28 protein-coding genes and 2 tRNA genes are annotated in these 24,824 nt (G+C 38.0%); 29 read left to right on the top strand and 1 reads right to left on the bottom strand.

The genetic code is table 11. The annotated features are described in order from the left end of the window. Positions 1 to 393: 393 nt before the first annotated feature. The 15 genes from KJ562_01490 to rpsI all read left to right on the top strand — a co-directional run bounded on the left by KJ562_01490 (position 394) and on the right by rpsI (position 11,049). A complete protein-coding gene (locus KJ562_01490) occupies positions 394 to 1,125 on the top strand; it encodes a glycosyltransferase family 2 protein (protein MBU3964388.1) in 732 nt (243 codons plus the stop codon). Then, positions 1,112 to 2,170 (top strand): DUF4931 domain-containing protein, encoded by a 1,059-nt coding sequence (locus KJ562_01495; protein ID MBU3964389.1) that lies wholly within the window; start codon positions 1,112 to 1,114, stop codon positions 2,168 to 2,170. Before KJ562_01490 ends, KJ562_01495 begins: the two co-directional genes overlap by 14 nt. Before the next feature lie 10 nt (positions 2,171 to 2,180). Next, complete coding sequence (gene tpiA / locus KJ562_01500) at positions 2,181 to 2,927, top strand: triose-phosphate isomerase (protein ID MBU3964390.1); 747 nt, start codon at positions 2,181 to 2,183, stop codon at positions 2,925 to 2,927. A 13-nt stretch (positions 2,928 to 2,940) separates the two neighbouring features. Then, entirely contained in the window at positions 2,941 to 3,450 is a 510-nt protein-coding gene (locus KJ562_01505; GenBank protein ID MBU3964391.1) for a ribonuclease H-like YkuK family protein, read from the top strand. A 10-nt stretch (positions 3,451 to 3,460) separates the two neighbouring features. After that, positions 3,461 to 5,212 carry an alanine--tRNA ligase gene (locus KJ562_01510; protein MBU3964392.1) on the top strand — a complete coding sequence of 584 codons (1,752 nt, stop codon included), beginning with the start codon at positions 3,461 to 3,463 and terminating at the stop codon, positions 5,210 to 5,212. Then, positions 5,209 to 6,552, top strand: coding sequence for a hypothetical protein (locus tag KJ562_01515; protein ID MBU3964393.1), 1,344 nt, complete (start codon positions 5,209 to 5,211; stop codon positions 6,550 to 6,552). The genes KJ562_01510 and KJ562_01515 overlap by 4 nt, the downstream gene beginning before the upstream one ends. 51 nt (positions 6,553 to 6,603) lie before the next feature. Then, the gene (infA, locus tag KJ562_01520) at positions 6,604 to 6,825 is read left to right on the top strand and encodes a translation initiation factor IF-1 (GenBank protein ID MBU3964394.1); all 222 of its coding nucleotides are present in this window, start codon (positions 6,604 to 6,606) and stop codon (positions 6,823 to 6,825) included. A gap of 77 nt (positions 6,826 to 6,902) precedes the next feature. Further along, positions 6,903 to 7,019 carry a 50S ribosomal protein L36 gene (gene rpmJ, locus KJ562_01525; GenBank protein MBU3964395.1) on the top strand — a complete coding sequence of 39 codons (117 nt, stop codon included), beginning with the start codon at positions 6,903 to 6,905 and terminating at the stop codon, positions 7,017 to 7,019. Between the two features lie 80 nt (positions 7,020 to 7,099). Then, positions 7,100 to 7,489 carry a 30S ribosomal protein S13 gene (gene rpsM / locus KJ562_01530; GenBank protein ID MBU3964396.1) on the top strand — a complete coding sequence of 130 codons (390 nt, stop codon included), beginning with the start codon at positions 7,100 to 7,102 and terminating at the stop codon, positions 7,487 to 7,489. Between the two features lie 12 nt (positions 7,490 to 7,501). After that, positions 7,502 to 7,960 (top strand): 30S ribosomal protein S11, encoded by a 459-nt coding sequence (gene rpsK, locus KJ562_01535; protein MBU3964397.1) that lies wholly within the window; start codon positions 7,502 to 7,504, stop codon positions 7,958 to 7,960. A gap of 32 nt (positions 7,961 to 7,992) precedes the next feature. Continuing rightward, complete coding sequence (gene rpsD / locus KJ562_01540) at positions 7,993 to 8,631, top strand: 30S ribosomal protein S4 (GenBank protein ID MBU3964398.1); 639 nt, start codon at positions 7,993 to 7,995, stop codon at positions 8,629 to 8,631. 54 nt (positions 8,632 to 8,685) lie between these two features. Next, positions 8,686 to 9,672 (top strand): DNA-directed RNA polymerase subunit alpha, encoded by a 987-nt coding sequence (locus KJ562_01545; GenBank protein ID MBU3964399.1) that lies wholly within the window; start codon positions 8,686 to 8,688, stop codon positions 9,670 to 9,672. Between the two features lie 14 nt (positions 9,673 to 9,686). Further along, positions 9,687 to 10,082: a 50S ribosomal protein L17 gene (gene rplQ, locus KJ562_01550; protein ID MBU3964400.1), complete on the top strand. Its 396-nt coding sequence runs from the start codon at positions 9,687 to 9,689 to the stop codon at positions 10,080 to 10,082. A 49-nt stretch (positions 10,083 to 10,131) separates the two neighbouring features. Further along, positions 10,132 to 10,482, top strand: coding sequence for a 50S ribosomal protein L13 (gene rplM, locus KJ562_01555; GenBank protein ID MBU3964401.1), 351 nt, complete (start codon positions 10,132 to 10,134; stop codon positions 10,480 to 10,482). A 165-nt stretch (positions 10,483 to 10,647) separates the two neighbouring features. Then, entirely contained in the window at positions 10,648 to 11,049 is a 402-nt protein-coding gene (gene rpsI, locus KJ562_01560) for a 30S ribosomal protein S9 (GenBank protein MBU3964402.1), read from the top strand. A gap of 55 nt (positions 11,050 to 11,104) precedes the next feature. Here the strand turns inward: rpsI and KJ562_01565 are convergent, their stop codons facing one another. Continuing rightward, positions 11,105 to 12,598 (bottom strand): hypothetical protein, encoded by a 1,494-nt coding sequence (locus KJ562_01565; protein MBU3964403.1) that lies wholly within the window; start codon positions 12,596 to 12,598, stop codon positions 11,105 to 11,107. Positions 12,599 to 12,710: 112 nt separating this feature from the next. On the opposite strand from KJ562_01565, the gene murA reads away from it, so the two are divergent. The 14 genes from murA to KJ562_01635 all read left to right on the top strand — a co-directional run. After that, complete coding sequence (murA, locus tag KJ562_01570; GenBank protein MBU3964404.1) at positions 12,711 to 13,991, top strand: UDP-N-acetylglucosamine 1-carboxyvinyltransferase; 1,281 nt, start codon at positions 12,711 to 12,713, stop codon at positions 13,989 to 13,991. 115 nt (positions 13,992 to 14,106) lie between these two features. Continuing rightward, positions 14,107 to 15,114 (top strand): rod shape-determining protein, encoded by a 1,008-nt coding sequence (locus KJ562_01575; protein ID MBU3964405.1) that lies wholly within the window; start codon positions 14,107 to 14,109, stop codon positions 15,112 to 15,114. Between the two features lie 5 nt (positions 15,115 to 15,119). Then, the gene (locus KJ562_01580; protein MBU3964406.1) at positions 15,120 to 16,088 is read left to right on the top strand and encodes a DNA polymerase III subunit delta'; all 969 of its coding nucleotides are present in this window, start codon (positions 15,120 to 15,122) and stop codon (positions 16,086 to 16,088) included. A gap of 175 nt (positions 16,089 to 16,263) precedes the next feature. Continuing rightward, on the top strand, positions 16,264 to 16,800 hold the full coding sequence (locus KJ562_01585) for an NYN domain-containing protein (protein ID MBU3964407.1): 537 nt from the start codon (positions 16,264 to 16,266) through the stop codon (positions 16,798 to 16,800). A 55-nt stretch (positions 16,801 to 16,855) separates the two neighbouring features. Then, a complete protein-coding gene (frr, locus tag KJ562_01590; GenBank protein ID MBU3964408.1) occupies positions 16,856 to 17,410 on the top strand; it encodes a ribosome recycling factor in 555 nt (184 codons plus the stop codon). Between the two features lie 3 nt (positions 17,411 to 17,413). Continuing rightward, positions 17,414 to 18,541 carry a site-2 protease family protein gene (locus KJ562_01595; protein MBU3964409.1) on the top strand — a complete coding sequence of 376 codons (1,128 nt, stop codon included), beginning with the start codon at positions 17,414 to 17,416 and terminating at the stop codon, positions 18,539 to 18,541. After that, positions 18,538 to 19,770, top strand: a complete 1,233-nt coding sequence (locus KJ562_01600; GenBank protein MBU3964410.1) for a hypothetical protein — start codon at positions 18,538 to 18,540, stop codon at positions 19,768 to 19,770. The genes KJ562_01595 and KJ562_01600 overlap by 4 nt, the downstream gene beginning before the upstream one ends. Before the next feature lie 36 nt (positions 19,771 to 19,806). Then, on the top strand, positions 19,807 to 20,877 hold the full coding sequence (locus tag KJ562_01605; protein MBU3964411.1) for a rod shape-determining protein: 1,071 nt from the start codon (positions 19,807 to 19,809) through the stop codon (positions 20,875 to 20,877). A gap of 81 nt (positions 20,878 to 20,958) precedes the next feature. Then, a complete protein-coding gene (gatC, locus tag KJ562_01610) occupies positions 20,959 to 21,246 on the top strand; it encodes an Asp-tRNA(Asn)/Glu-tRNA(Gln) amidotransferase subunit GatC (protein MBU3964412.1) in 288 nt (95 codons plus the stop codon). A gap of 2 nt (positions 21,247 to 21,248) precedes the next feature. Then, positions 21,249 to 22,673 carry an Asp-tRNA(Asn)/Glu-tRNA(Gln) amidotransferase subunit GatA gene (gene gatA, locus KJ562_01615; protein ID MBU3964413.1) on the top strand — a complete coding sequence of 475 codons (1,425 nt, stop codon included), beginning with the start codon at positions 21,249 to 21,251 and terminating at the stop codon, positions 22,671 to 22,673. Then, positions 22,660 to 23,301 carry a hypothetical protein gene (locus KJ562_01620; protein MBU3964414.1) on the top strand — a complete coding sequence of 214 codons (642 nt, stop codon included), beginning with the start codon at positions 22,660 to 22,662 and terminating at the stop codon, positions 23,299 to 23,301. Before gatA ends, KJ562_01620 begins: the two co-directional genes overlap by 14 nt. Positions 23,302 to 23,999: 698 nt before the next feature. Continuing rightward, positions 24,000 to 24,072, top strand: a tRNA-Met gene (locus KJ562_01625). A 13-nt stretch (positions 24,073 to 24,085) separates the two neighbouring features. Next, positions 24,086 to 24,159, top strand: a tRNA-Asp gene (locus tag KJ562_01630). Positions 24,160 to 24,341: 182 nt separating this feature from the next. Continuing rightward, on the top strand, positions 24,342 to 24,824 hold a 483-nt coding region (locus KJ562_01635; GenBank protein MBU3964415.1), incomplete at its 3' end, for a hypothetical protein.

Here is a 24,824-nt window from a genome sequence, read left to right on the forward strand (position 1 = left end):
TAAGACTTATTGTGAGCTTTTGTTTCACATCGGCATCGTTTGCTTGGGCACTTCATATCCATCACTTGATTCTTGAAATGTGGCTTTGGATTGCCTTGGTCGCAATAGTCCTCGCAATAGTCCTTCTGTCATATATGATGGATTCGATAAGAGAAGAGATAATGGACTGCATCTCTTATTTGTTCTGGGGGATTGACTCGGACGCCGAGTTTTAAGGGCGCTTATTGGTTCAGTTGAGGGGACCTTAAAGGCGCCCCTCTTTGTTTTTTATTAATGAAATGGTAAAATAATAAAATAATTAACAATCAATCCGCACGAGGCGGGCGAGTGATAAGTGATAAGTAATAAGTGATAAGTAATAAGTGATAAGTGATCAATAATTAATAATTTATTATGAAACTATCAGTTATTTTTCCTGCTTATAACGAAGAAAAGAGAATACCCAAAACCGTTCGCTTAACAAGCGAGTATTTAAAGAAACAATCTTATGATTACGAGATTTTAGTGGTTAACGACGGCTCAAAAGATAGAACTGCGGAAGTTGTAAAAAAATTAGAAGCAGAAATCCCAAACTTGCGGTTGATTGATAATGAAAAAAATAAAGGCAAGGGCGGAGTTGTAAGACAAGGCATGCTTGAAGCAAAAGGCGAATATCGGTTATTCTCTGATTCTGATAATTCCACTTCAATAGACCAAGTGGAAAAAATGTGGCCATTTTTTGAGCAAGGATTTGCCGCGGTAATCGGGTCAAGAGATGTTAAGGGCGCTGTCCTGAATCCGCCCCAGCCATGGATAAGGAAAGTTATTCTCGGAGACAGCTTCAAGCTTATCAGGAAGTTTATTATCGGACTTTGGAATATTCAAGACACCCAATGCGGTTTTAAAGGATTCACTGCCAAGGCAACAGAAGATATTTTTTCAAAAGCAAAAATTGATGGATTTGTTTTTGATGTTGAATGTCTGGTGCTGGCGAAAAGATTGGGATACAAGATTAAGGAAATGCCTGTGATATGGGTAAATGATTTAGAAAGCAAAGTTAAGCTTAAGCATATAATTAGGATGTTTACAGGGATGATAAAATTAAGAAAAGATTTAATTTTAGGGAAATACAATGGCAAAAAATAAAGAGGAAAAACTTCCTTCAGAATTGCGTTTTGCCTTAATTTCAGGGGATTGGGTAGTTATTGCTACTGGCAGGTCAAGAAAGCCAGATTCTTTTAAGAAAGAACAAAGAGTAATAGAAACAATACCTGAAAAAGATTGTTTTTTTTGCAACATAGAAACCCAATTGCCTCCGGTTTTGATTTCGCGCAAAGGGAAGATAGAAGAATTTCCACATGATTATGATAAAAAAATTAAAATCCCAAAAAATTGGACGATTATTGTTGTTCCAAACAAGTATCCGGCGTTTAGCAGATACGGCAAAGGATTAGATATCAGAAAAAGAGGTCTTCATTCTTATATGAACGCTTATGGCGTGGCAGAAGTAATAGTTACGCGCCATCATACAAGGCAAATAGCAGAATTTAATTTGGAGGATATTAAAGAATTATTAGATGTTTATGAGGAGAGATATGTGGAAATAATGAAAGAGCCACACATAAACTATATTTCTATTTTTCATAATCACGGCAAAGAAGCTGGGGCATCGGTGTCTCATCCTCATTCTCAAATTATAGCTGCGCCCGTTATAGACCCAAAAATTAAAAGAAGCTTATCAGGGGCAAAAGATTATTTTGACCATAATAAAAAATGCGGGCACTGTGAAATGAATGAGTGGGACAGAAAAAGCAAAGAACGATTGATTTTTGAGAATAAGGAATTTTTAGTTGTCTGCCCATTTGCTTCTAAAACCGCATTTGAAATGTCGATTACGCCGAAGCAGCATTTGCCTTATTTTGAAAGGATAACAGATGAGCAGAAGAAATATTTAGCAGAAGCATTTTTTGTGGCAATGAGAAAATTAAATAAAGGGTTGGCAGACCCTCCATATAATTTTTTTCTACAGACAGCGCCCTGTGATGGCAGGAATCACGATTATTACCATTGGCATTGGATAATCGCGCCAAAGACAGGAACTTGGGCTGGCTTTGAAATGTCAACAGGCATAGAGATTTCCACCATAGAGCCGGAAAAAGCAGCAGAATATATTAAGAAGCAGACAATTTAATATTTAAGATATGATTCCATTAGTTGTAGCAAATTGGAAATGTAATCCGCAGACGCTTGCTCAAGCAAAGAAGCTTTTTTTAGCAGTGAGCATGGGAATAAAAAAAACAAAAGCAGAGGTAGTAATCTGTCCTCCTTTTATTTTTATCCCAGGGATTAGCGCTGTGATAAAAAGCCCCATTAAATTAGGCGCACAAGACGCTTTTCCCCAAGAAGGTTCTTTTACTAGTCAGATTTCAGTCCGAATGTTAAAGCTATTTGGCTGTGAGTATGCGATTATCGGGCATAGCGAAAAAAGGGCGTTGGGAGAAACAGATGAGATGATAAATAAAAAAATCATGGCATGTTTAGACAATGATATAATTCCGATTTTCTGTATCGGGGAGAGTTGGCAAGAGAGAAAAAAAGGCAAGACGGAACAAGTTTTGGAAAGGCAGTTAGAGCTTGGCTTAAAAGATATTTCAAAATTCAAAATTCAAAATTCAAAATTAACTATCGCCTACGAGCCGATTTGGGCGATTGGTACTGGAAATGCTTGCGATTTAGACAAGGCGAGAGAGGCGAAGGCATTGATTAGAAAAAACCTGGCCATGCTTTACGGGAAAACCAATGCTCAAAAAATAAGAATCATCTATGGCGGGAGCACTAATCCTGACAATGCTTTGGGATTTGTCAAAGAGGCGGGGATGGATGGATTGCTATCCGGAGGAGCTTCGTTAGACCCAAGAAAGTTTATTGCTATTTTAAGTAAATTTTGATATATAGAACAGAATGCAAGACATTACCGCAGGAAAATTTTATAACCCCACTAAAGGAAAAATTGATTTTGACGAAGTAATAAAAGAGATATTCTCATACATTAAAGAGTGCCCAAAATATGATTATGAGATAATTGTGGGATGCGATTCCTCTTCTGGTCAAGAGCCATTTTTTCCTATTGCCATAGTAGTTTTGAGAAAGGGCGCAGGCGGAAGATTTTTTTTGAAAAGGATTAAATATCATAACAGAAAATTTTACAATCTCCACGAAAGAATTTTAGAAGAAGTGCTGTTGTCCTGTAGATTGGCTTTGGTGTTGAGAGACAGGACACAGGAAGAGACCCTGAAATTAGCCGAGCCCTTGGACTATGAATTCCGTTATATCCATGCGGATGTCGGGGCTAACGGCGCTACCAGGGATATGATTAAAGAAGTTGTCGGGCTCATCAAGGGTAATGGTTTTGAGGCGAAAATAAAGCCAGAGTCATTTGTTGCCTCATCTATCGCAGACAGATTCAGCTAAAATTTTATTAATGAATCATCTTAAACTGCGGAAATTATTTTTAGAGTTTTTTGAGAAAAGAGGGCACAAGATTGTCTTGTCTTCTTCATTGATTCCGAGCGACCCATCAGTGCTTTTTACCACTGCTGGAATGCAGCAATTTAAGCCGTATTTTATGGGTGAAAAGTCGCCTTATGGAAAGAGGGCAGTAAGTATCCAAAAGTGCGTAAGAACTTCTGATATTGATGAGGTAGGGGACAAGAGTCACCTAACTTTTTTTGAAATGCTCGGCAATTTCAGCTTCGCTGATTATTTCAAAAAAGAAGCAATAGAAATGGCAATTGATTTTTTAGTGAAGAAATGTAAATTGTCAAAAAAGAAACTTTGGTTCACCTTTTTCAGTGGACAAAATAGCTTGCGAGAGGATGCGGAAAGCAAAAAGTTTTTATTAGAATCAAAGGTTTTAGCTGAAAGAATTTTTCCATTTAATAAAGAGACCAATTGGTGGGGACCGACCGGAAACGAAGGGCCTTGCGGACCAACAGTTGAAATCTATTTTGATTTAACAGGCAAGCCATGTGATTTAGCAGACAAGTGTCTGCCCAACTGTGAATGTGGAAGATTTGTTGAAATCTGGAACCTTGTTTTTAACGAGTATTATCAGAATCAGGCAGGCGAATTATCAGCGCTTGAGCAAAATGGCGTTGATACAGGGATGGGCCTTGAACGGTTAGCAGCAGTTTGTGAGAAAAAAAATTCTGTTTTTGAAACCGACTTGTTTACGCCGATTATGAAGATTCTTAACAATGGCGATAGTCCTGAAAAACAGCGGATTATAGCAGACCATATTAGAAGCGCAGTGTTTTTGATTTGCGAAGGCATATTGCCTTTAAATGTGGAAAGGGGATATGTTTTAAGAAGATTATTGAGAAAAATTTTTACCAATATTGAGATTTTAGAATTAGAACAGGAAAAGATTTATGAGTTAGCAAAAGCGGTCGTGGAAAATTACAAAAATATTTATCCTGAAATAGGACGCAACGAAGATAGAATAATCACTGTTATCCAACAAGAGTCAGAGAAATTTGAAAAAGCGAAAGAGTCAGGCAGGAAAATATATGATAGAATAAAGAAATCATTGTTGGAAGGAATAATTACCGGAGCAAACGCTTTTGAGCTTTATTCAACCCACAGCATACCCTTGGAGATTACGGAAGAATGGGCAAGACGAGATAATATGAAAATCAAGAATAGAGATGATTTTTTTAAGCTTCAAAAAGAACATCAGGAAATTTCCCGGGCTGGAGCAGAGAAAAAATTCGGAGGAGTCGGCAAAGAAGCGTCTTCGCCAGAAGCAATCAAGCTGCATACGGCAACTCATCTTTTGCACGCATCTTTAAGAAAATTACTTGGGGACGGAGTAAAACAAATGGGCTCTGATATAACTTCAGAACGATTGAGATTTGATTTTTCTTTTGATAGAAAACTGACAGATGGAGAAATAGGGGAGATAGAAAAAATGGTCAATGAAAAAATCAAGGAGAATCTGCCAGTGAATAAGAACGAAATGACCCTTAAAGAAGCTATAGATGGCGGAGCAATAGCGTTTTTTAGAGAAAAGTATCCTGATACAGTAAGCGTCTACTCTATCGGAGGCTTTTCAAAAGAAATTTGCGCTGGGCCTCATATAGAAAAAACAGGCCACTTGGGTAATTTCAAAATAACAAAACAAGAGTCAGTCGGCTCTGGCATAAGAAGAATTAAGGCCATCTTAGGACAATGAAAAAGAAAATTTACGATATTACACCACCTCAAAAACAACCCCAAAGATTCATTCCTGGAAAAGTTATTCCTATTAAAGAGGAGAAAATAGGGGTGGAGCCAAATGGAAATATCGCTATCCCAGAAATAAAAGTTTCAGAAATAAAAAGAAAAGGAATCAGCCCGGGGGAGAATTTTCAAAAAGCGAAAAAGTTCTCGGCATGGAAAATTGCCATACTGGTTATTTGTATTGTAATAGCTGTGGGCGGTTATTGGACTATTTCCAGCACTAATAAGATAACGATTGAGCTCGTTCCTGCCACAGAATTATTTTCTTTAGAAACCTCTATTGCCCTAACTGCCTCTACAAGCGAATTTATGCTTGCTTCAGAGTTATCCCAAACCATTATTCCTGTTGAACTAATAGAAATAGAAAAAGAGTTTAACAAGGAATTCTCAGCAGGTCAGGCAATAGTTGAAGAAAAAGCGAGAGGCACGATAAGGGTGTATAATAAACACATGCGCGACATCAGCTTGGTTGAAAACACAAGGTTTTTGTCTTCAAGTGAACCGACTCGCCAATTCCACGCTGAAACAAAGATAGTCGTTCCAATGGGCGGTTATGCAGATATTCCAGTAATCGCCAGCGAAGCAGGAGGGGAATATAATATTGAGCCCTGCACTTTTTCTGTGCCTGGGCTAAGGAATTTTTCTCCGCCTCAATTGTATTACGACATTTATGGAAAATCATTTTCCGATATGCAAGGAGGGAGAAAAGAAACAATTTTAAAGGTCACAAAAGAATCTTTAGAAAATGCTCAAAAAGAGCTTTTGGCTGTGGCTAAACAGGAGATGGAATCGGTTTTACAAAAAGAGGCAGGCGATGATTATAAAATTCTTGGCGATAGCATAGAGATTGAACTAATTAATGGAAGTCCGCTTAATGTCCAAGAAGGACAAGAGATTGATAAGTTTGTATACCATATTAATGTAAAAGCCAAGGCCTTTATGGCAAAGAAAGCAGATTTATTAGAATTTGGAAGAGCGTATCTTGGCGTCAACATGTCTAGTAACAAAGAGTTTATTGACGAATCAATTGACATTGCTTTTCTTTCAGAATCAGGCGGTATTTTGACAGGACTTAAGGCGAAGTTAAAAGTTTCAGCCCAGATTTATTCCATAATAGACGAAGAATCATTAAGGGAAATAGTCAAGGGTCGGAGTAGGAGCGATATCGCCCGCTACACAATTGGAATCTGTCCCGAATTGGCGAAACAGCCGAAGGTGACATTTAGTCCTTTTTGGGCGCGTAAGGCCTCTTTAAGCGCAGACCAAATAAAGATATCCGTAATTTTCAAGTAATCTATTGACCTATTTTTTAAATAATGTTATGCTGTTTATCACTATTTTGAAATGAGCGAAAAAAAACAAACACATAGATTAGAGGGAGTGATTGAAGAAGCTCTGCCAAGCACTACTTTTAGGGTAAAGCTTGATAATGGCAAAGAAATACTAGCCCATTTAGCAGGCAAATTAAGAATCAATAGGATAAAGGTTTTGCCTGGAGACAATGTGGTGGTTGAGTTGGCATCATTAGACGATGACAGGGGCAGGATAGTTTACAGGAGGAAATAAAATAAATATTAATTTTGATTTGCGTTATAATGTGACGCGAGATTTATTTTATCAGTAAGTTTTTAGATAAATATTCCATGAAAATTCGCGCATCAGTAAAAAAAGTTTGTAATAAATGCAAGACAGTTCGCAGAAAGGGGCATGTTTATGTTATTTGTCAAAACCCGAAACATAAACAGAGACAAGGGAAGTAATTTACCCGCCCGAGGCGGGTGTAAGAATCTGTAATAATTCGTAAATTTATAAATAAACCCACTCATTAACAGCTTCTAACATGGCGAGAATATCTGGGGTAAATTTACCCCCTAAAAAAAGAATAGAGATAGCGTTGACTTATGTATATGGCATAGGCAATTCTTCAAGTAAAAAAATTTTACAGGAACTTAAGATTGATTTAGATAAAAAGGCGGAAGAGTTAAATAATGATGAGATCCGGCTTATTCAAGATGCGATTAGCGCTAAATATAAGGTAGAAGGAGATGCCAAAAAGATTCAGATGATGGCGATAAAGCGTCTGAAAGACATCAATTCTTGGAGAGGCAGTAGGCATAAGAAGAATCTGCCAGTGAGGGGACAAACCACGAGAGTAAATTCAAGGACAGTAAGGGGCAACACAAGGAAGACAGTTGGTTCTGGCAGAAAGGCAGCACCAGGACCAAAATAAGTATAAAAATCAATGGGAAAGAAAAAAGTTATTAAAAAGAGTACAGAAGAGCTACTTAAAGAGCGAGAAGACATAGAAAGCAAGATGCAAAAGGGAGCAGGAGAATTAGGGGCTGACAGGGCTCGTGTCCAGAATGGATTTCTTTACATCTATTCTTCTTACAACAACACGATTTTAACGCTCACCGACGAGATAGGCAGTGTTTTGTGTTGGATTAGCGCCGGCAAAATCGGTTTCAAGGGCACAAAAAAGGGGACTCCTTATGCTGCTAACAGGGTGGCAGAATCAATGGCTCAAAATATTCAGAAATTTAGATTAGACAAAATTAGTGTAAAGGTTAAGGGCATTGGAAGCGGGCGCGAATCAGCCATCAGAGCATTAGCTGCGCACGGAGTTAATATTGTTTCAATTGAAGACAAGACCTCTGTTCCGCACAATGGTTGTCGTCCCGCTAAACCAAGGAAATGTTAGTAATAATAAAAAGGCATTAAGCGCAAGGTCTTATGGAAAATGCAAAATGTAAAATTTGTCGCAGAACAGGTAGAAAATTATTTCTCAAAGGAGAGAAGTGTCTTTCTGCTAAATGTCCGATGATCAAGAAAGCGTATCCTCCTGGCAGTGCGGGAAAGAGAAGGGGTAGGGCGTTATCAGAATATGGTAAGGAGTTGAAGGAAAAACAGAAATTAAAGGAATGGTATGGTCTTAGAGAGAGGCAATTTAGTAATTATGTCAATAAAGTGTTGGAAAAGGCGCACAGAGCCAAAACAGAAGAAAATCCAGCAGAGCTTTTGGTAAAAGAGTTGGAGAGTCGATTAGATAACACTGTTTTCCGCTTAGGCATCGCCTCAAATCGCGCCCAAGCAAGACAATTAGTTTCACACGGTCATTTTTCAGTGAATGGGAAGCCAGTTGATATTCCAAGTTTCTCTTTAAAGAAAGGAGACAAAGTAAGCATCAGGCCAAATTCTTTGAAAAAGCCGGTGTTTGAAAAATTATCAGTAAATATTAAGAAATACCAAGCTCCGACCTGGCTTAAGCTTGATAAAGAAAAGATAGAAGGCGAGTTCATCGGAAAGCCCAATCTTGAAGAAGTTGCTCCGCCAGCGGAAATATCCTCAATATTTGAATTTTATTCAAGATAATTTATTTTCTCATTAAACCCGAACGAACCCGCCCAGGGCGGGGAGTGAGGGTAAATAAATATGATTTCTTTGCCCAAGGTTCCAATGATTTCTGAAAAAGACAATAATCGCGCTGTATTTATAATTGAAGGATTATATCCAGGATACGGCATCACAGTAGGCAATGCTTTGAGAAGGGTTTTGTTGTCTTCTTTGGAAGGAGCTGCTGTTGCGCAGGCGAGAATCAAGGGAGCACAGCATGAGTTTGCAACATTGCCAGGAGTATTGGAGGATGTTATCACAATTTGTCTTAATTTAAAAAAATTGCGCTTTAAGCTTTTTTCTGACGAACCACAGCAGGCAACCCTTAAACTACAAGGAGAGAAAGAGGTTTTTGGAAAAGATTTAAAATTACCGTCTCAATTAGAATTAGTTAATAAGGATTTGCACATTGCCACTCTTACGAATAAAAAAGCGGTTTTTGAAATGGACATCCTCGTTCAAAAAGGGATTGGTTATGAGCCGAGGGAGACCCGTGATAAGGAAAAATTAGAAATAGGGCAGATAAGTTTGGATGCTATTTATACACCGATACAAAGAGTGAGTTATAAAGTTGATAATATTAGGGTCGGAGACAGAACTGATTTTGAGCGCTTGAGCTTAGAGATAGAAACAGATGGAACAATGAGTCCGGAAGAGGCCCTAATGAAAGCAACAGAGATTTTAATAAATCACTTTACTTTAATTTTTGACGAGAAGAGTAATCTTATAAAAGAGAAGCCATCTGCGAAAAAGCCGAGCGATAAGGACGGTAGCAAGAAAGGCAAGGAAGTCAAAAAAGCCAAAAAGGACAAGAAAGCGAAAGAAGCTAAAGAAGTTAAGAGTTTTGAGGAATTGAAGTTTTCTGTTCGCACAATAAACGCTTTGGATAATGCGCATATTAAAAATATTTCAGGATTAGCGCGTAAAAAAGAAATAGATATTTTAAAAATAGAAGGTCTTGGTCCAAAGGGTTTACAAGAAATCAAGAAGGCCTTTAAGAAATTAGGGATAGAAATGTAATAGTAAAATAATATATGCAGAAAAGAATTAAAGGCAGAAAATTCCATAGGAAAGCAGGTCCGAGAAAAGCGCTTTTGAAGACATTAGCTTCGTCTTTGATTTTGAAAGGAAAAATTGAAACAACAGAAGCGAAAGCAAAAGAGCTATCTTCTTTTATTGAGAAAAAAATAACTAAAGCTGGAAAAGGAGATTTGGCAGCGAGAAGGGAATTGGCGAAATTATTTGCCCCGCTGATAGTGAAAAAGTTAGTAAACGAAATAGCGCCTCTTTACAAAAATCAGCAAGGGGGCTATACAAGGGTTATCAAGACAGGACCAAGGAAAAGCGATAGCGCGAGAATGGCAATAATAGAGCTGATAGAAAAGCCAAAACCCAAAACCCAAAATCCAAAAACTGAAACCCGAAAATAGCAGAAATTATTAATCAATAATTATTAATCACTAATATTTATCGTTGATTATGGAAAGGCAGACACATACAATTGACGCAGCAGGAAGGCCATTGGGGAGAGTGGCAACACAGGTGGTCGCGCTGTTGCGCGGTAAACATAAGGAAGATTTTGTTCCAAATAAAGATATTGGCGATTTTGTTGTAATCACTAATTTTGGAAAAGTGAAATTCACAGGAAAGAAATTGGAGAAGAAAAATTATTACCGATACTCTGGGTACCCGGGTGGGTTGAAAGAAATTCCTTTATCAAGGATTTTTTCTCAAGACCCAGCTCAAGTAATGAGGAGGGCAGTGCTTGGAATGCTTCCGAAGAATAAACTAAGAGACCAGCAGATAAAACGGCTGAAAGTAGAGTTGTAATAAATAGTTATTAACATTATGCCAGAGAAAATAAAAGCAACAGTCAAGAAAACAGCGAAAAAAACAATGCCAGCAACCAAGGTGTTGGTTAAGCAAAAGGCGCCCAAAAAAGCGTTGAAAAAAGAAATCAAGACAGCTGTTTTAGAATTGCCGGTCAAGAAGAATATAGCAGCAGAAAGATACATTGAGGCAGTTGGCAGAAGAAAAACCGCTGTTGCCAGAGCGCGTCTTTTTACAGCAAAAGACAAGATAGAGTTTTTGGTTAATGGAAAGGACTTTAAAGAATATTTTCGAAGTTCGGAATCGCAAAGGAATGTTTTATCAGCTCTTGAGATGATGAACTGCTTAGATAAGTTTAATATTTCTATTAAGGTTTCTGGAGGGGGGATTAGCGCGCAATCAGAAGCAGTGAGACACGGCATTTCCCGGGCGCTCATAAAGTTTAATCCTGATTTCAGGAAACGACTCAAAAAAGCGGGATTTTTGACCCGCGACCCAAGAATGCGTGAAAGAAAGAAATTTGGTTTAAAGAGAGCAAGGCGCGGACCACAATGGTCAAAGAGATAAAATATAATAAAAACAAAACCACAAAACCGTCATTTAGGCGGTTTTTGGATATTTTTTACTTTATAATATTGTCGCTTGAAAAGAGGTTATTATTGCTTAAAATAAAGAGCTTGTTTGAGAGCCAGAATATTGTTGGGTTCGGAAAAGCTGTCAACTCAATTAAGTTCGGCTTCTGGCGATTGTCAATTTCCGTAATCTTCACTGATTCATTGATGCGGAATATCAAATAATGGTTGTTCAGCCAATTTAAGTTTGTGATTTCTTGTGAAGAGCTATAAAGCAATATTTTTTCCTCTTTGGCTCTTTGTGGTTGGCTTTTTTCTTCCTCAAGATAATAGAGCCATATTTGGTTGCCAGTATTAATAGCGATTTTTTTCATATCTTCGGAAAAACTAATTTGTTTTGCTGAATCAAAAATTTTTTCCAAAATGCGTTTTTCATGGTCGAGATGATAAAGCCCCTCATCCTCTTTTAGGAAAATATCTGACAAGCTATTGGACAAAATCTGGTAATTAGCAGTTGGCTTTATAGTTATTGGTTTTACATTTAATATCTCTGTAAGCGATATTTTGTCCCTATTAATTGTTCCTTTATAAATAACGCCTGATTCGCTTAGCCAGATGATATAATTATTAATAATCGCATAAGCCAAAACATTCTGTTTTAATGATGGGTCTGAAAAATCAAGCACAGTTTCCTCCCCATTGCCCCTGATAATAAAAATCGAGAACAGGGGACTGATAGCATTAGTGGCGCTACTGGTTTTTGTTGAGGTGGCTGTCGGGGCATATGAAATAAAAAATATCTCTTCGGAATTATTGGGGTTAAAGCTGATATTTTTAATTTTCTTATCTACATCAATTACAAAGAGCCCTTTATCAGGAGATGGTTCTGCTGTTAAATATTGTTTTTCTCCTTTTTTATCAAGTTCAACTAAAATCTTCTTAGAATCGCTTGACCAGATAATATTTGTTGGTTTTGCGCCAGAAATTTTTTTGGTTGTTAGCGAACCATTGCCTGATTCAAGGATTTGTAAGTCGTTTTCAGCCAGTATTTGCTTTTGTTCTTGATTTTGGAAATCAAAAGAAGAGAGTGACCACCCATTATCAGTCATAATTTCTATAATCGCTTTTTTCTCGTCTGGCGCAGGGGAAAGGGCTTTGATATCTTTTAATGCAAGATTAAATAAAGGATTCTTTGGAAAAAGAACGATATTTTTTGCTTCTGTAACTATTTTTTCCCCTACGCTAAGCTCTTTTTCCCAAGAATAATAATCGCTTTTTTGGATTGAAATTTTGTAGTTTTTTGGCAAAAGTCCAGCCATCAGCACTGTGTCAAAAAAGAAACTTGTTTTTTTATACGGTTTGTCATCAATATATACCATAACTCCGGGTGGTGAAATTTTAAAGAAAAGTCCGCCTGTTTGGACAATCCTTATATTATCAAAATCAAAACGATACCCAGAAGCGTATAAAATGACAATCGGCGTGATTATGATAAACAGTGCGCAGATTGATAGAAATAAGATTTTTTTAAAGCGCTTAGTCATTTTTATGAGTGTTTATTAGTATAAATACAAGCAGGCGTTGATTAATGTCTATTCTAACATAACCATTCCCAACTTGCTAATTTTTTGTTTTGAGGGTAAGATAAAAATATCCATGGCAGAGCAATTCATAATCAACGGCGGAAAACGGTTGAAAGGAACGATAGAAGCGAGGGGCGCCAAAAACGCCTGTTTTCCTATTTTGGCTGCCACCCTGCTCACCAATGAAGAGTGTATTATAGATAATATCCCTTTGATTGAGGATGTTTTTTGTTTAATAGAGATAATCAAGAGTTTAGGCAAAGAAGTAGAATGGATTAAAAAGAGGACACTGCGCATTACACAGAAATCCCCATTGGACGCGAAAAAAATTAATCAAAAATTGGTTTCTAAATTAAGGGGTTCTGTTTTGCTTTTAGGACCCTTGTTGGCTCGATGCAAAACAATAAGATTCGCCCAGCCCGGGGGTTGTGTTATTGGAGCAAGACCAATTTCAACCCACTTAGATGCTTTTTCCCAATTAGGCGTAGACATAGGGGAAGAAGTGACAGAACAGGCAGAATATTTCCGTTTAGAAATTAAAAATAAGTCGGCGGATGAGATAATCCTCAACGAGTTTAGCGTAACAGCCACTGAAAATGCGCTTCTTTTTGCCAGCGCTCTTCCAAAGAAAACCATAATCAAAGCAGCGGATTGTGATTATAGCACACAGGAATTGGTCAAGTTTTTAAATAAAATGGGCGCGAAGATTAAGGCGTTTGGTTCTCATAATTTTTCAGTTGTTGGTAGAAAGAAGCTTTCAGGGGCAAAGCATAAAATTTTAAACGACCCGATAGAGGCGGGAACCTTTATTTTAATGGCAGCAGCCACAAGGAGTGATATTATTGTTAAAAATGTAGAGATTTCATACTTGGAATTCCCATTAAAGCGATTAAGGGACTTTGGCTTGCCAATAGAGATTATTGGTAAAGATAAGGTTAGGGTAAAACAATGGGCAAGTTTTAGAATGGAAAAAGTTCAGGCAATGCCTTTCCCCGGCATACCAACAGACCTTTTGCCATTGTTCGGTGTTTTGGCAACACAGGCCGAGGGAACAACCTTACTGCACGACCCTTTATATGATGGTAGATTAAGGTATTTAAATGAACTGAATAAAATGGGGGCGCAGATAATTTTTGCTGACCCGCATCGGGCTATTATTAATGGACCCACGACCCTTCGGGGCGTGACTGTTGATTCGCCTGATTTGAGAGGAGGAGCGTCATTGATAGTCGGAGCATTGCTTGCAAAAGGAGAAACAGTTATAAATAATATCTATCAGATAGATAGAGGGTATGAAAGAATTGAGGAAAGATTGCAGAAGTTAGGCGCAGACATTAGAAGAGTGCAAAGTTAGTTTAATTTTTAATTTCCAATTTTGAATTTTGATTAAATTTTGAATGATTGAACTTTTAATTCAAAATTAAGTAATTGGAAATTGATTCAGAATTCAAAATTAAAAATTAGTTTACATGTTTATACGAAAAATTGGAATTGATTTAGGAACTTGTAATTCATTAGTATTTATCCCAAAGAAAGGGGTTGTTTTGACAGAGCCATCTGTTGTCGCAGTTGATGTGAGTGAGAATAAAATTTTAGCTGTTGGCCAAGCGGCAAAGGAAATGACAGGGAGAACTCCAGAAAATATAACAGTTTTTCGTCCGCTTAAAGATGGGGTTATTGCTGATTTCCGGATAACCGAAGCAATGTTGAAATATTTTATTACGAAAGTTAAGCCCAAATACCAGTTCATAAAACCAGACCTAATAATATCTGTGCCAGCAGGAATCACTTCAACTGAAAAGAGGGCAGTGATTGAGGCCGCTGTTTTAGCAGGAGCTAAAAACGCTTATATTGCCAAAGAGCCGATTCTGGCAGCCATAGGAGCAGGAATTCCGATTCATACCTGTTCTGGTCATATGATTGTTGATATAGGCGGAGGAACGACCGAAGTAGCGGTGATATCTTTGGGCGGGATTGTGACATTTAATTCTATTAGGATGGCTGGGGACAAAATGAATGTTGCAGTAAGCGAATATATTAAAAAGAAGCATAATCTGGCAGTTGGAGAACAGACAGCAGAAGATGTAAAAATAAAAGTTGGGACAGCAGTGCCAGAAGAAAAAGAGAGATTTATAGAAATCAGGGGCAGAGATTTGGTTTCAGGACTGCCAAGGAGCATCAAGGTTTCTTCAAACGAAGTGAGTGAAGCAATTCAAGATGTTTTAGAAGAAATAATTTTGGCAATCAAATCAGTTTTACGCGACACTCCGCCCGAACTGGCTTCTGATATTATGGATAAAGGCATGGTGCTTTCCGGAGGAGGAGGACTGTTAAGAAATCTTGACCAATTAATAGCCAAAGCAACAGGCGTGCCTTGTTTTTTGGCAGATGAGGCTTTCTTTTGTGTGGCAAAGGGAACAGGGGTAGTATTAGAGAATCTTGATGTTTATAAGCGGAGCATAATGAGCAAAAAATAGTTTTTATGATAATAGGGCACAATAAACAATGGGAATTTTTAAGTAGATGTATTCAAAACGATAGGGTGGCTCATGCCTATTTATTTTATGGGCCTTTGAATATAGGGAAAAGGACTATTGCGATGGAATTTATTAAGTTATTAAATTGCCGTAATCCTAATATTGAGCCGTGCGGAAAATGTGAGAGTTGTGAAAGATTTGAAAATGGTATTCCTTCCAGTTTATTTTTTTTGAAACCAGAACCGCCAGAAAACAGCGAGGCAGAAGATGAAGGCAAGAATTTGGCGATACGGGTTGAGAGAATTTTTCAGTTAAAATTAGGGCTATCTCTTTCATCTGCATACGCAGGTTATAAAGTGGCGATTATAGATGATTCAGACGCAATGACTTATGATGCGCAGGGAGCGCTTTTAAAAATATTAGAAGAACCGAAAGGCAAGACAGTGATAATTTTAATCGCAGAACAGCCAGACAAGCTTTTACAAACAATTGTTTCAAGATGCCAGTTAATAAGATTTGATTTGCTCCAGCAGAAGCGCATAGAAGAATCGCTTATAAAGAATAATGCTTCTGCGAAGTTGGCTAAAGAAATTTCTTGGTTATCGTTTGGCAGGCCAGGGTTGGCGATGGAGTATTACAAAAATCCAGAAACAGCTGAACTGCAAAAAAAGCGGATAACTGATATTGTGAAGCTTTTAAGCGCGCCGTTGAGTTCCCGCTTCAAGTATGCCGAGGCGCTTTCTAAAGACACTAAAGAAATGTATTTTGCGCTGGATATATGGCTAAGTTTTTTCAGAGAGCTTTTATTAGAGAGCTTGGGGAAAGAAAAAAACATTTTTATGCCTGCCAAATGCAATTATTCAAAGACAAAGATAAGAAGCATTATCGGGCTTATTGAAAAAATAGGATTTGTTATTAAAACCACTAACACGAATCCAAGATTAGCAATGGAAGTCCTGCTTATGAAAATATAATAATCAACCCGCCTCAGGCGGACGAGCAATCAATAATTAATAATCAATCATTAATAACTATGCATAAACAAAGCATTGAGAAAATAAGAAAAGGACTTGACAAGGTTTTTGAATTTGCTAAACTTAATACATTAACCCCCCCTCCGACATCTTTTGATCTCGGAGGGTTTGTTTTATGAACGAAAGGATTTTCCTTATTATTGATGGCAGTAATTTTTATCATCGCTTGAAAGAGTTAGAATTGAAGAATTTGTTGAATTTTGATTATGGGCGGTTTAGTCAATTTTTGACAGGGAAAAGAGAATTAGTGCGTAAGAGCTATTATATCGGAGCGATTCGCACGGAGAGCAATAATCCAAAGAGTTATAAGCTATGGAGAAATCAGAGAATTCTGATAGGCCGACTCAAGAAACAAGGTTTTGAAATGGGCATGGGGCATATGTTGAAAACAGATGTTTATCATGAGAAAGGCGTTGATGTTTTAATGGCAGTTGATTTATTGATTGGAGCTTATGAAAATACTTATGACACAGCTATTCTCATTACTTCTGATACTGATCTTTTACCTGCCATAGAAAAAGTTAGATCTATGGGCAAGAAAATAGAGTATATAGGATCTTCTATTAAGCCGTCTCTGGCTCTGGTGGCAAATTCTGATATAAGGAGATTATTAATAAAAGAGGAATTAGAGCAATTTATTAAATCTGTGTAGATGTTTGACATCTACACCATCCACACGAAAACACTTAATTTATTAGATTAAAAATATGTATAAACAAATTATTGAAAATGTTAAAAAAGAGCTTGATAAACTGGTGGATTTTTTTAAGAGAGAAATGCAGCAAGTTCGTTCTGGCACTGCTAGTCCGGTTTTGGTTGAAGATATAGTGGTTGATTGCTTTGGGTCTAAATTGCCGATTAAGCAATTGGCGAGCATTTCTTGCCCAGAGCCAAGGCAGATTTTGATTCAGCCATGGACCAATGAATATTTGGGGGCTATTGAAAAAGCGCTCCAGCAGGCGGACTTGGGCACTTCTCCTGTGGTTGACGGAAGGGCTATCAGGATTAGTTTACCACCACTCACCGGAGAGTTTCGCGAAAAACTTATTCAGCAAATTTCCCAGAAAGCAGAGGAATCATATCAGACATTAAGAAGGTGGCGGGATGATGCTTGGAAAGAAATCCAAAATAAATTCAATCAAAAAGAGATTTCAGAAGATGACAAATTCAAGGCAAAGGATGAGCTTCAGGAAGTAATAGATGAATACCATAAAAAAATAGAAGAGATTAGGGAACATAAAAAGAAAGAGATATTAGAATAATATATGTTATTAGTCATAATTGTTTTTCTTCTTATTTTCAGCTTTGTAATTCTTGCTCACGAATTTGGGCATTTTATAGTTGCTAGAAAATCAGGAGTTAGGATTGATGAATTCGGAATCGGCTATCCTCCAAGAATTTGGGGCAAGAAGATAAGGGGCGTCACATACTCTATTAATTGGATCCCTTTTGGTGGATTTGTAAAGATATATGGAGAAAATTCCGAGAAGGAAACGCTGAAGGATTCTGATAGTTTTTGCTCTAAGTCGCCAAAAATCAAGGCAGGAATACTTTTAGCTGGTATCGGAGCTAATTTGTTTGTTGCAATTATTTTCTTTTATTTCCTTTTAGGATTTCATAATTTTCAAACATTTCAGAGCCAATTCTTTGATTATCAATTTCCTTTTGGTCAGCAAAATGATTATCCAATGATTTCAGAGGTCTTAGACGGTTCGCCAGCCCAAGAAGCAGGCATAAATGAATTTGATGTGGTTATTGCAGGAAATGAAGAGTATTTTTCTAATTCAGATGAACTTATTAATTTTATTGACCAAAATAGAGGAGAAGAAATTACGCTTTATCTCGCAAACGCCCATAATCCAAACGAAGAAAAAATAGTCAAACTCGTGCCGAGAATTGACCCTCCAGAGAATAGCGGAGCTATCGGAGTGATGTTAGGAGATGTGAGTCGTCTTTCATACCAAGGTATTCCCAATAAGGCATTTTCAGGAGTGTTGCATACGCTGAATCTTGGACATTTTACATTCAGCGCGCTTGGACATTTAATAAAAATTTCTATAGTTGAGGGTGATATAAGGCCGCTTTCTACTTCATTTTCAGGCCCAGTAGGCATTTTGGCATTTACCAAATTAAGTATGGCTGGCGGGGTCTGGCAATTATTCTATTTTATAGCAGCCATTTCTCTTGGTTTGGCAGTGATAAATATTTTGCCGATTCCGGCTGCTGATGGCGGAAGGTTGGTATTCGTGATTTATGAAGCCATTTTCAAAAAGAGAGCGCCCGCAAGAGTCGAGCGGGCAGTAAATGCTTTTGGAATGTTTTTTCTATTAGCGCTATTCCTTATAATTACCATTAAAGACATAATACAATTTAAAGATATATTAATAAAATGAGACAATCCAAATTATTTTACAAAAGCAAAAAAGATGTTCCTAAGGATATAGATGCTATAAGCCATCAGTATTTATATCGTGGCGACTTTATAGACCAGCTTGGTTCAGGTATTTATAGTTTTTTGCCTTTGGGTTGGACGGTCCACCAAAAAGTCGCTCAAATTATCAGGGAAGAGATGCTCGAGATTGGAGCGCAGGAAGTTTTTCTGCCAATGATGCATCCAAAAGCAATTTGGCAGAAGACAGGTAGGTGGGATAAAATGTCGCCACCGCTTTTTAAGCTTAAAGACAGCCATAACAAAGAATTTGCCCTTGGCTCAACCCACGAAGAGATAATGGCGAAAATTGCCAAAGATAGAATATCATCATACAAGGATTTGCCTTTTTATTTGTTTCAAATTCAGACCAAATTTAGGAATGAGATAAGGTTTAACGGAGGGCTTCTTCGCACAAGAGAATTTGCGATGAAGGATTTATACAGTTTCCACGCTGATGAAAAAGATTTTCAGAATTATTATCTCAAAGTGGCAAAAAGTTATTTAAAGATTTTTAAGAGGTGCGGGTTGTCAGTAAAAATGGTGGAGGCATCCGGAGAAGGGTTCACGAGTTCTTTTACTCATGAATTTCAGGCGCTTTCGCCAGTTGGCGAAGATACGATTATTTATTGTCCAAAAAGTGATTTCGCCCAGAATAAGGAAATCGCAAAAAATAAAGAGGGCGATAAATGTCCGAAGTGCGGGGCAATACTGAAGCAATCAAGAGGCGTAGAAGTCGGCAATATTTTCCCATTGGGCACAAAATATTCTGAACCATTTGACCTGTCTTTTATAGACAAGGATGGAAAAAAGAAATTAGTTATTATGGCCTCCTATGGCATTGGAGTTGGGCGGCTTATAGCAACGATTGTTGAGGCAAACCATGACGACAATGGAATTATCTGGCCCAAAGAAGTTGCTCCTTATGCGGTTCATTTAGTGCCAATAGACCTTAAGGATAAGAAAATCAAGGAGCAGGCAGACAGGATTTATGACCATTTACAAAAGACCAAGGTTGAAGTATTATACGATGACAGAATGGATGTTGGGCCTGGGCAAAAATTGATTGAGTCGGACTTGATAGGCATCCCATTGAGAATTGTCATAAGCGCGAAGACGTTGGAAAAAGACAGTGTTGAAGTTAAAGAAAGAAGCAAAAAACAAGTCAAGTTTGTTAAAATTAAGGAATTATAATCTTGAATTTTTAACTGTAACTTTTGATTTTCAATTATGTTTAATCCTTTTTCTAATTTAAAGAAAGATATTGCCATTGACTTGGGCACAGCCACAACTCTTGCTTATGTGAAAGGAGAGGGGATTGTCATTACAGAGCCGTCTGTAGTAGCGATTAACCAAAAAACAGGGCAAGTTTTAGCAATTGGTCAGGAAGCCAAGAGAATGGTAGGCAGAACCCCGACCCATATTGTCGCCAGCAGACCATTGGTTAAAGGCGTAATTTCGGATTTTGAAATAGCCGAACAAATGCTTAAATATTTTATAGAAGGCGCTTATAAAAATCGGGTTGTTTTTCCAAGACCAAGAGTGATTGTTGGTATTCCTTGCGGGCTCACCGAGGTGGAGAAAAAATCGGTTCGAGATGCTACTAAGAATGCTGGTGCTAGAAAGGTTTATTTAATAGAGCAACCAATCGCAGCTGCGATAGGAGCGCGTTTGCCGATTCAGGAGCCGGGCGGGAATTTCATTGTTGATATAGGGGGTGGAACGACCGATATTGCGGTGATATCTCTCGGCGGGATTGTCCTTGCCCAAAGCTTGAAGATTGCGGGCGACAAACTTGACCAGGATATTATTGATTTCAGCCAAGAAGAATATCACTTATTAATTGGTTCTCGTACTGCGGAAAAAGTAAAAATCAAAGTTGGCTCGGCTTATTCCAGTAAAGAAATTAAATCCAGTAAAAACGGCAAAATAGAGATGCCGATTCGTGGGAGGAATTTGATTACTGGGTTGCCGGAAGAGGTGATAGTGGGCGAAGAGAGCATCAGGATTGCTCTTCAGAAATCAATAAAGCAAATCGTGAGCGCTATTAAAGACACGATAGAGGCGACTCCACCGGAATTAGTGGCTGATGTTATGGCTCGGGGAATTTTCTTGGCAGGAGGCGGGTCTATGTTAAGGGGGTTAGCCGAATTAATTTCCAAAGAAACTAAAATTCCGACTAAAATTATTGAAGACCCTTTAACTGCAGTGGTGAGGGGCGCTGGCATGGTATTGGAAAATCTTGACCAGTTAGAAGATGTTTTATCTGAAAAAGAAGAATTTGAGCCACCGCACCAGTAAAGTTGAATTAATCATTTAAGCAAGTAAGCAAGCGAGCAAGTTAGCAAATAGACATGTTTAATTCTTATTGTTTAGTTGATTATGATTGACCTCAAACAAGTTAAACATATTGCAGAATTAGCGAGAATAAGTTTTACAGAAAAAGAACTGAAAGGATTTCAAAAAGACATTTCAGCTATTTTGGATTATATTGATAAGCTCAAAGAAGTTGATATTGAAGATGTGAGCGCGATGAGCCATTCTGTTAATTTGAAAAATATTACCAGGATTGATGAAGTAAAATCATCAAGTGATGAGCTTGTTGATGAACTTGTCAATGCAGCTCCTTATAAAAAAGGAAGGGCTATAAAAGTAAAGCCGATATTTTAATCATGGATTTATCATCCCTAACCATTAAAAAAATTATACGAGGGCTGGAAAGCAAAGAGTTCTCTTGTAAAGAAATAATTGATGGCTATCTGGGCAATATTTCAAAGAAAGACAAAACCATCAACGCCTTTATTTCTGTTTTTGAGAAAGAAGCAAAAGAGCAAGCAAAAGAAATTGATATAATGATTTCCGCCAAAAGCAAATTGTTGCCTTTAGCTGGAGTTGCTTTGGCAATTAAGGACAATATTTTGGTGAAAGGGAATCGTTCCACTGCTGGGTCCAAGATTTTAGATAATTATATCGCCCCTTATGATGCGACTGTTGTGAAGAAACTCAAAGAGGCAGGAGCGATTATTATTGGCAAAACAAATATGGACGAATTTGCTATGGGCTCTTCTGGAGAATATTCTGCTTATGGTGTGACTAAAAATCCCAATAATTTGGAATATACGCCAGGCGGCTCTTCTTCTGGTTCAGCTGCTGCAGTAACTGCGGATATGTGCGCTGGAGCGCTTGGTTCTGACACTGCCGGCTCGGTACGACAACCAGCTTCTTTTTGTGGGATAGTTGGAATGAAACCGACCTATGGGGCGGTCTCTAGATACGGATTGATAGCTATGGCTTCATCTCTGGACCAGATAGGCGTATTGGCTAAAAATGTAGAGGACGCCAAGATTTTATTTGATATAATAAAAGGCAGGGATAAAATGGATTCAACGAGCTGCGAAATGGGCAGGGAATATGGGGCTATTGAAAAACCGATTAAGGATTTGGTGATTGGTTTGCCAAAAGAATGCTTTGGCAAAGGGATTCAAAAAGAAGTGAGAGATGTTTTAGAGGTTTCAATCCAAAGATTAAAGGAGAGTGGAATCAAATTTGAAACATTAAGCTTACCACATGTTGGCTATGGCGTGTCATGCTATTATATTATTACGCCAGCAGAGGTTTCCAGTAATTTGGCGCGTTATGACGGCATAAGATACGGAGCATCAGAACAAGGAGATGAATTATTGGATACATATATGAACACAAGAGCTAAATATTTTGGGAATGAGGTAAAAAGAAGAATAATATTAGGCGCTTTCGTTTTGTCCTCTGGCTATTATGACGCTTATTACTTGCGCGCCCAGAAAGTAAGGACTAAAATCGTAGAAGATTTTAAGAAAGCGTTTGGTAAAGTAGATTTAATTCTTACACCCACTTTACCGACCCTTCCGTTCAAACTCGGAGAGCGATTAGACGACCCGTTGTCAATGTATTTAGCAGATTTATTGACTGTTCCCGCTAATTTGGCAGGGCTTCCGGCAATATCAGTCCCAGCGGGAGAATCAAGCGGTTTGCCAATCGGGCTTCAACTAATTGCCCCGCACTTTGAAGAGGATTTGCTTTTTAGCGCAGCTAATTATTTTGAAAATGGAATTACCTGAAAATATCTTTAATATAATTGTTTCTCCGGAGATACAAAGAGCGTTTTTGCCCATTAAAATTTTGGCGATTGTTTTTTCAATTTTGCTCTTTGTTGCGATTGTATATTTTTTATTTACCACAAGCTATCTCCGCAGTTTATATCTTAATGATTGGGATGACTATAGATATTGGAGGAAAAATTATGGTCCAGGCGCAGTCAAGGGGAAGAGAAGAATACTAAAACAAGCGCGTCAAGAACAGAAAGAGGAATTTCCTTTTGAAGAAAAAGAGAAAGAGAAAGAAAAAGAAGAACAGGCGATAGAATCATTAGAAACAGAGAATTTAAGACATGGCAGGGTTGAGAGAACTGATTGGGAAAGGGTCTCGGACCGACTTGAAAGCAAGGGAGAGTTGAATTATAAGTTGGCATTGATTGATGCGGATAAAATATTTGTTAAAATGATGGCGAAATACGGGAAAGAATTGTCATCTGAATCAATTTCTAATTTTGATGAAATTATGGAAGCAAAAAAAGTGTTGGAAAAGATGCTTGATAATCCCAAGACCATATTAACCCAAGACAGGGCAAAAGAATTGGTTGGTATTTATGGCAAGGCGCTAAAAGAGATGGGGGAAACGGATGTTTAAATTTTCAATTATTTAATTGTCATAAGTTGATTTTTTGTTTTATTTAAGGTACTATGCCTCTACAAGGAAGTATTTTATAATTAAGACACATTATTAATTTATATGAGAACCTTAATTTCAAGGTTCTGCGAGCGAAGTGAGCAGGTTCTTATAATTTTTAATTTATTTGATTTCATAAAATTTCAAGGTTCTGCGAGCGAAGTGAGCAGGTTCTTATAGCGGGGTAGAGAAGTAGTATCTCGGGGGTCTCATACTCAAAGTGTGACCCAGGACAGTAATGTTCTGTGGAAAATTCCCTAAATTGCTGGAAAACCATTAGAGCTTCTTTTACAACAGCGTAATTCGAAAGGATAGGCGCGATTGTTTGAAAAAAAAGAAGATTTGGCAATCAGCAGCCAAGTCCAGCACATAATCTATGTGCTGAAAAGGTTCAGAGACTATAATGGGAACTCCACACATAATGTTTTATGCGCGGAGATGGTATAGTCCATTCTTCTTGGAAACAAGAAGTATAATAGAAGCCCCAGACACCCGTGCAATTCGGGTCCCCGCGACATTAGAAAAAGTTAATGAGCTTTAGCGAATTTATTTTTTGTTATGTCCTGAGGAGAGAAAACGACGAAGGACTTCATTTTTAGAGTATAGTTTTTCACTCTGTTAAAGACACAAGAGGGCGTAAATTAATTACATTATTTATTGCCGGTGTAGCTCAGCGGCTAGAGCAGAGGAATCATAATCCTTGTGTCGGGGGTTCGAACCCCTCCACCGGCATAAAAACGAATTTGGGGGCGTAGATCAATTGGTTAGATCGCATCCCTGTCACGGATGAGGTTGCCGGTTCGAGTCCGGTCGTCCCCGCAAAAACAAAAAAACGCCAAAAGGCGTTTTTTTGTTTAGGTGGAGGTTCTAATCTGGTCCCGGAGAGCACGCTGGTCCCGGAGAGCACGAATGATGTGTTCTCCGGTTTTATTGCATTTTTGCATTAAAAAGAGTAAGTTAAAAATATGTTCTAAAAGTCCTTTTACAAGGAGGTGAGAAAAATGGAGACAGGGAAGATGATGTTCATTATAAATCCGATGGCAGGGAATTGGCTGAATCTGAAGCAACAAGATAAGCTGATTAAGCAGATTAGAGGGTTTTTTGGGAGAGTTACAATTGTTTTTTCCGAAGCAGAAGGAGAAAACAATATCAGTAATCTTGCAAGAGAAGCCCAAAAGAACGGATGCAACACTATTGTTGTGCGCGGTGGCGATGGAAGTTTGAATTGCGCCATAAACGGGTTGGATCTTAGTGATCCTTCTATCGTAGTTGGCGTTATCCCTGCTGGCACTGGCAATGATGTTGCTTCAACATTAGGTATTCCTTGGGAGACAGAAGAAGCACTTAGTGTCATTAAAGATGGGCATACTAGGCAGATTGATTTAGGAATAGCAAATGGTGTTTGTTTTGCAAATACCATAAGTATTGGGTTGGATGCTTTGATAAATCAAAAAGCAACAGATAGAAAACCATTCTTTCAGGGA

The sequence above is a fragment of the Patescibacteria group bacterium genome (genome assembly GCA_018900835.1).
Classification (GTDB): domain Bacteria; phylum Patescibacteriota; class Minisyncoccia; order Minisyncoccales; family PEYH01; genus PEYH01.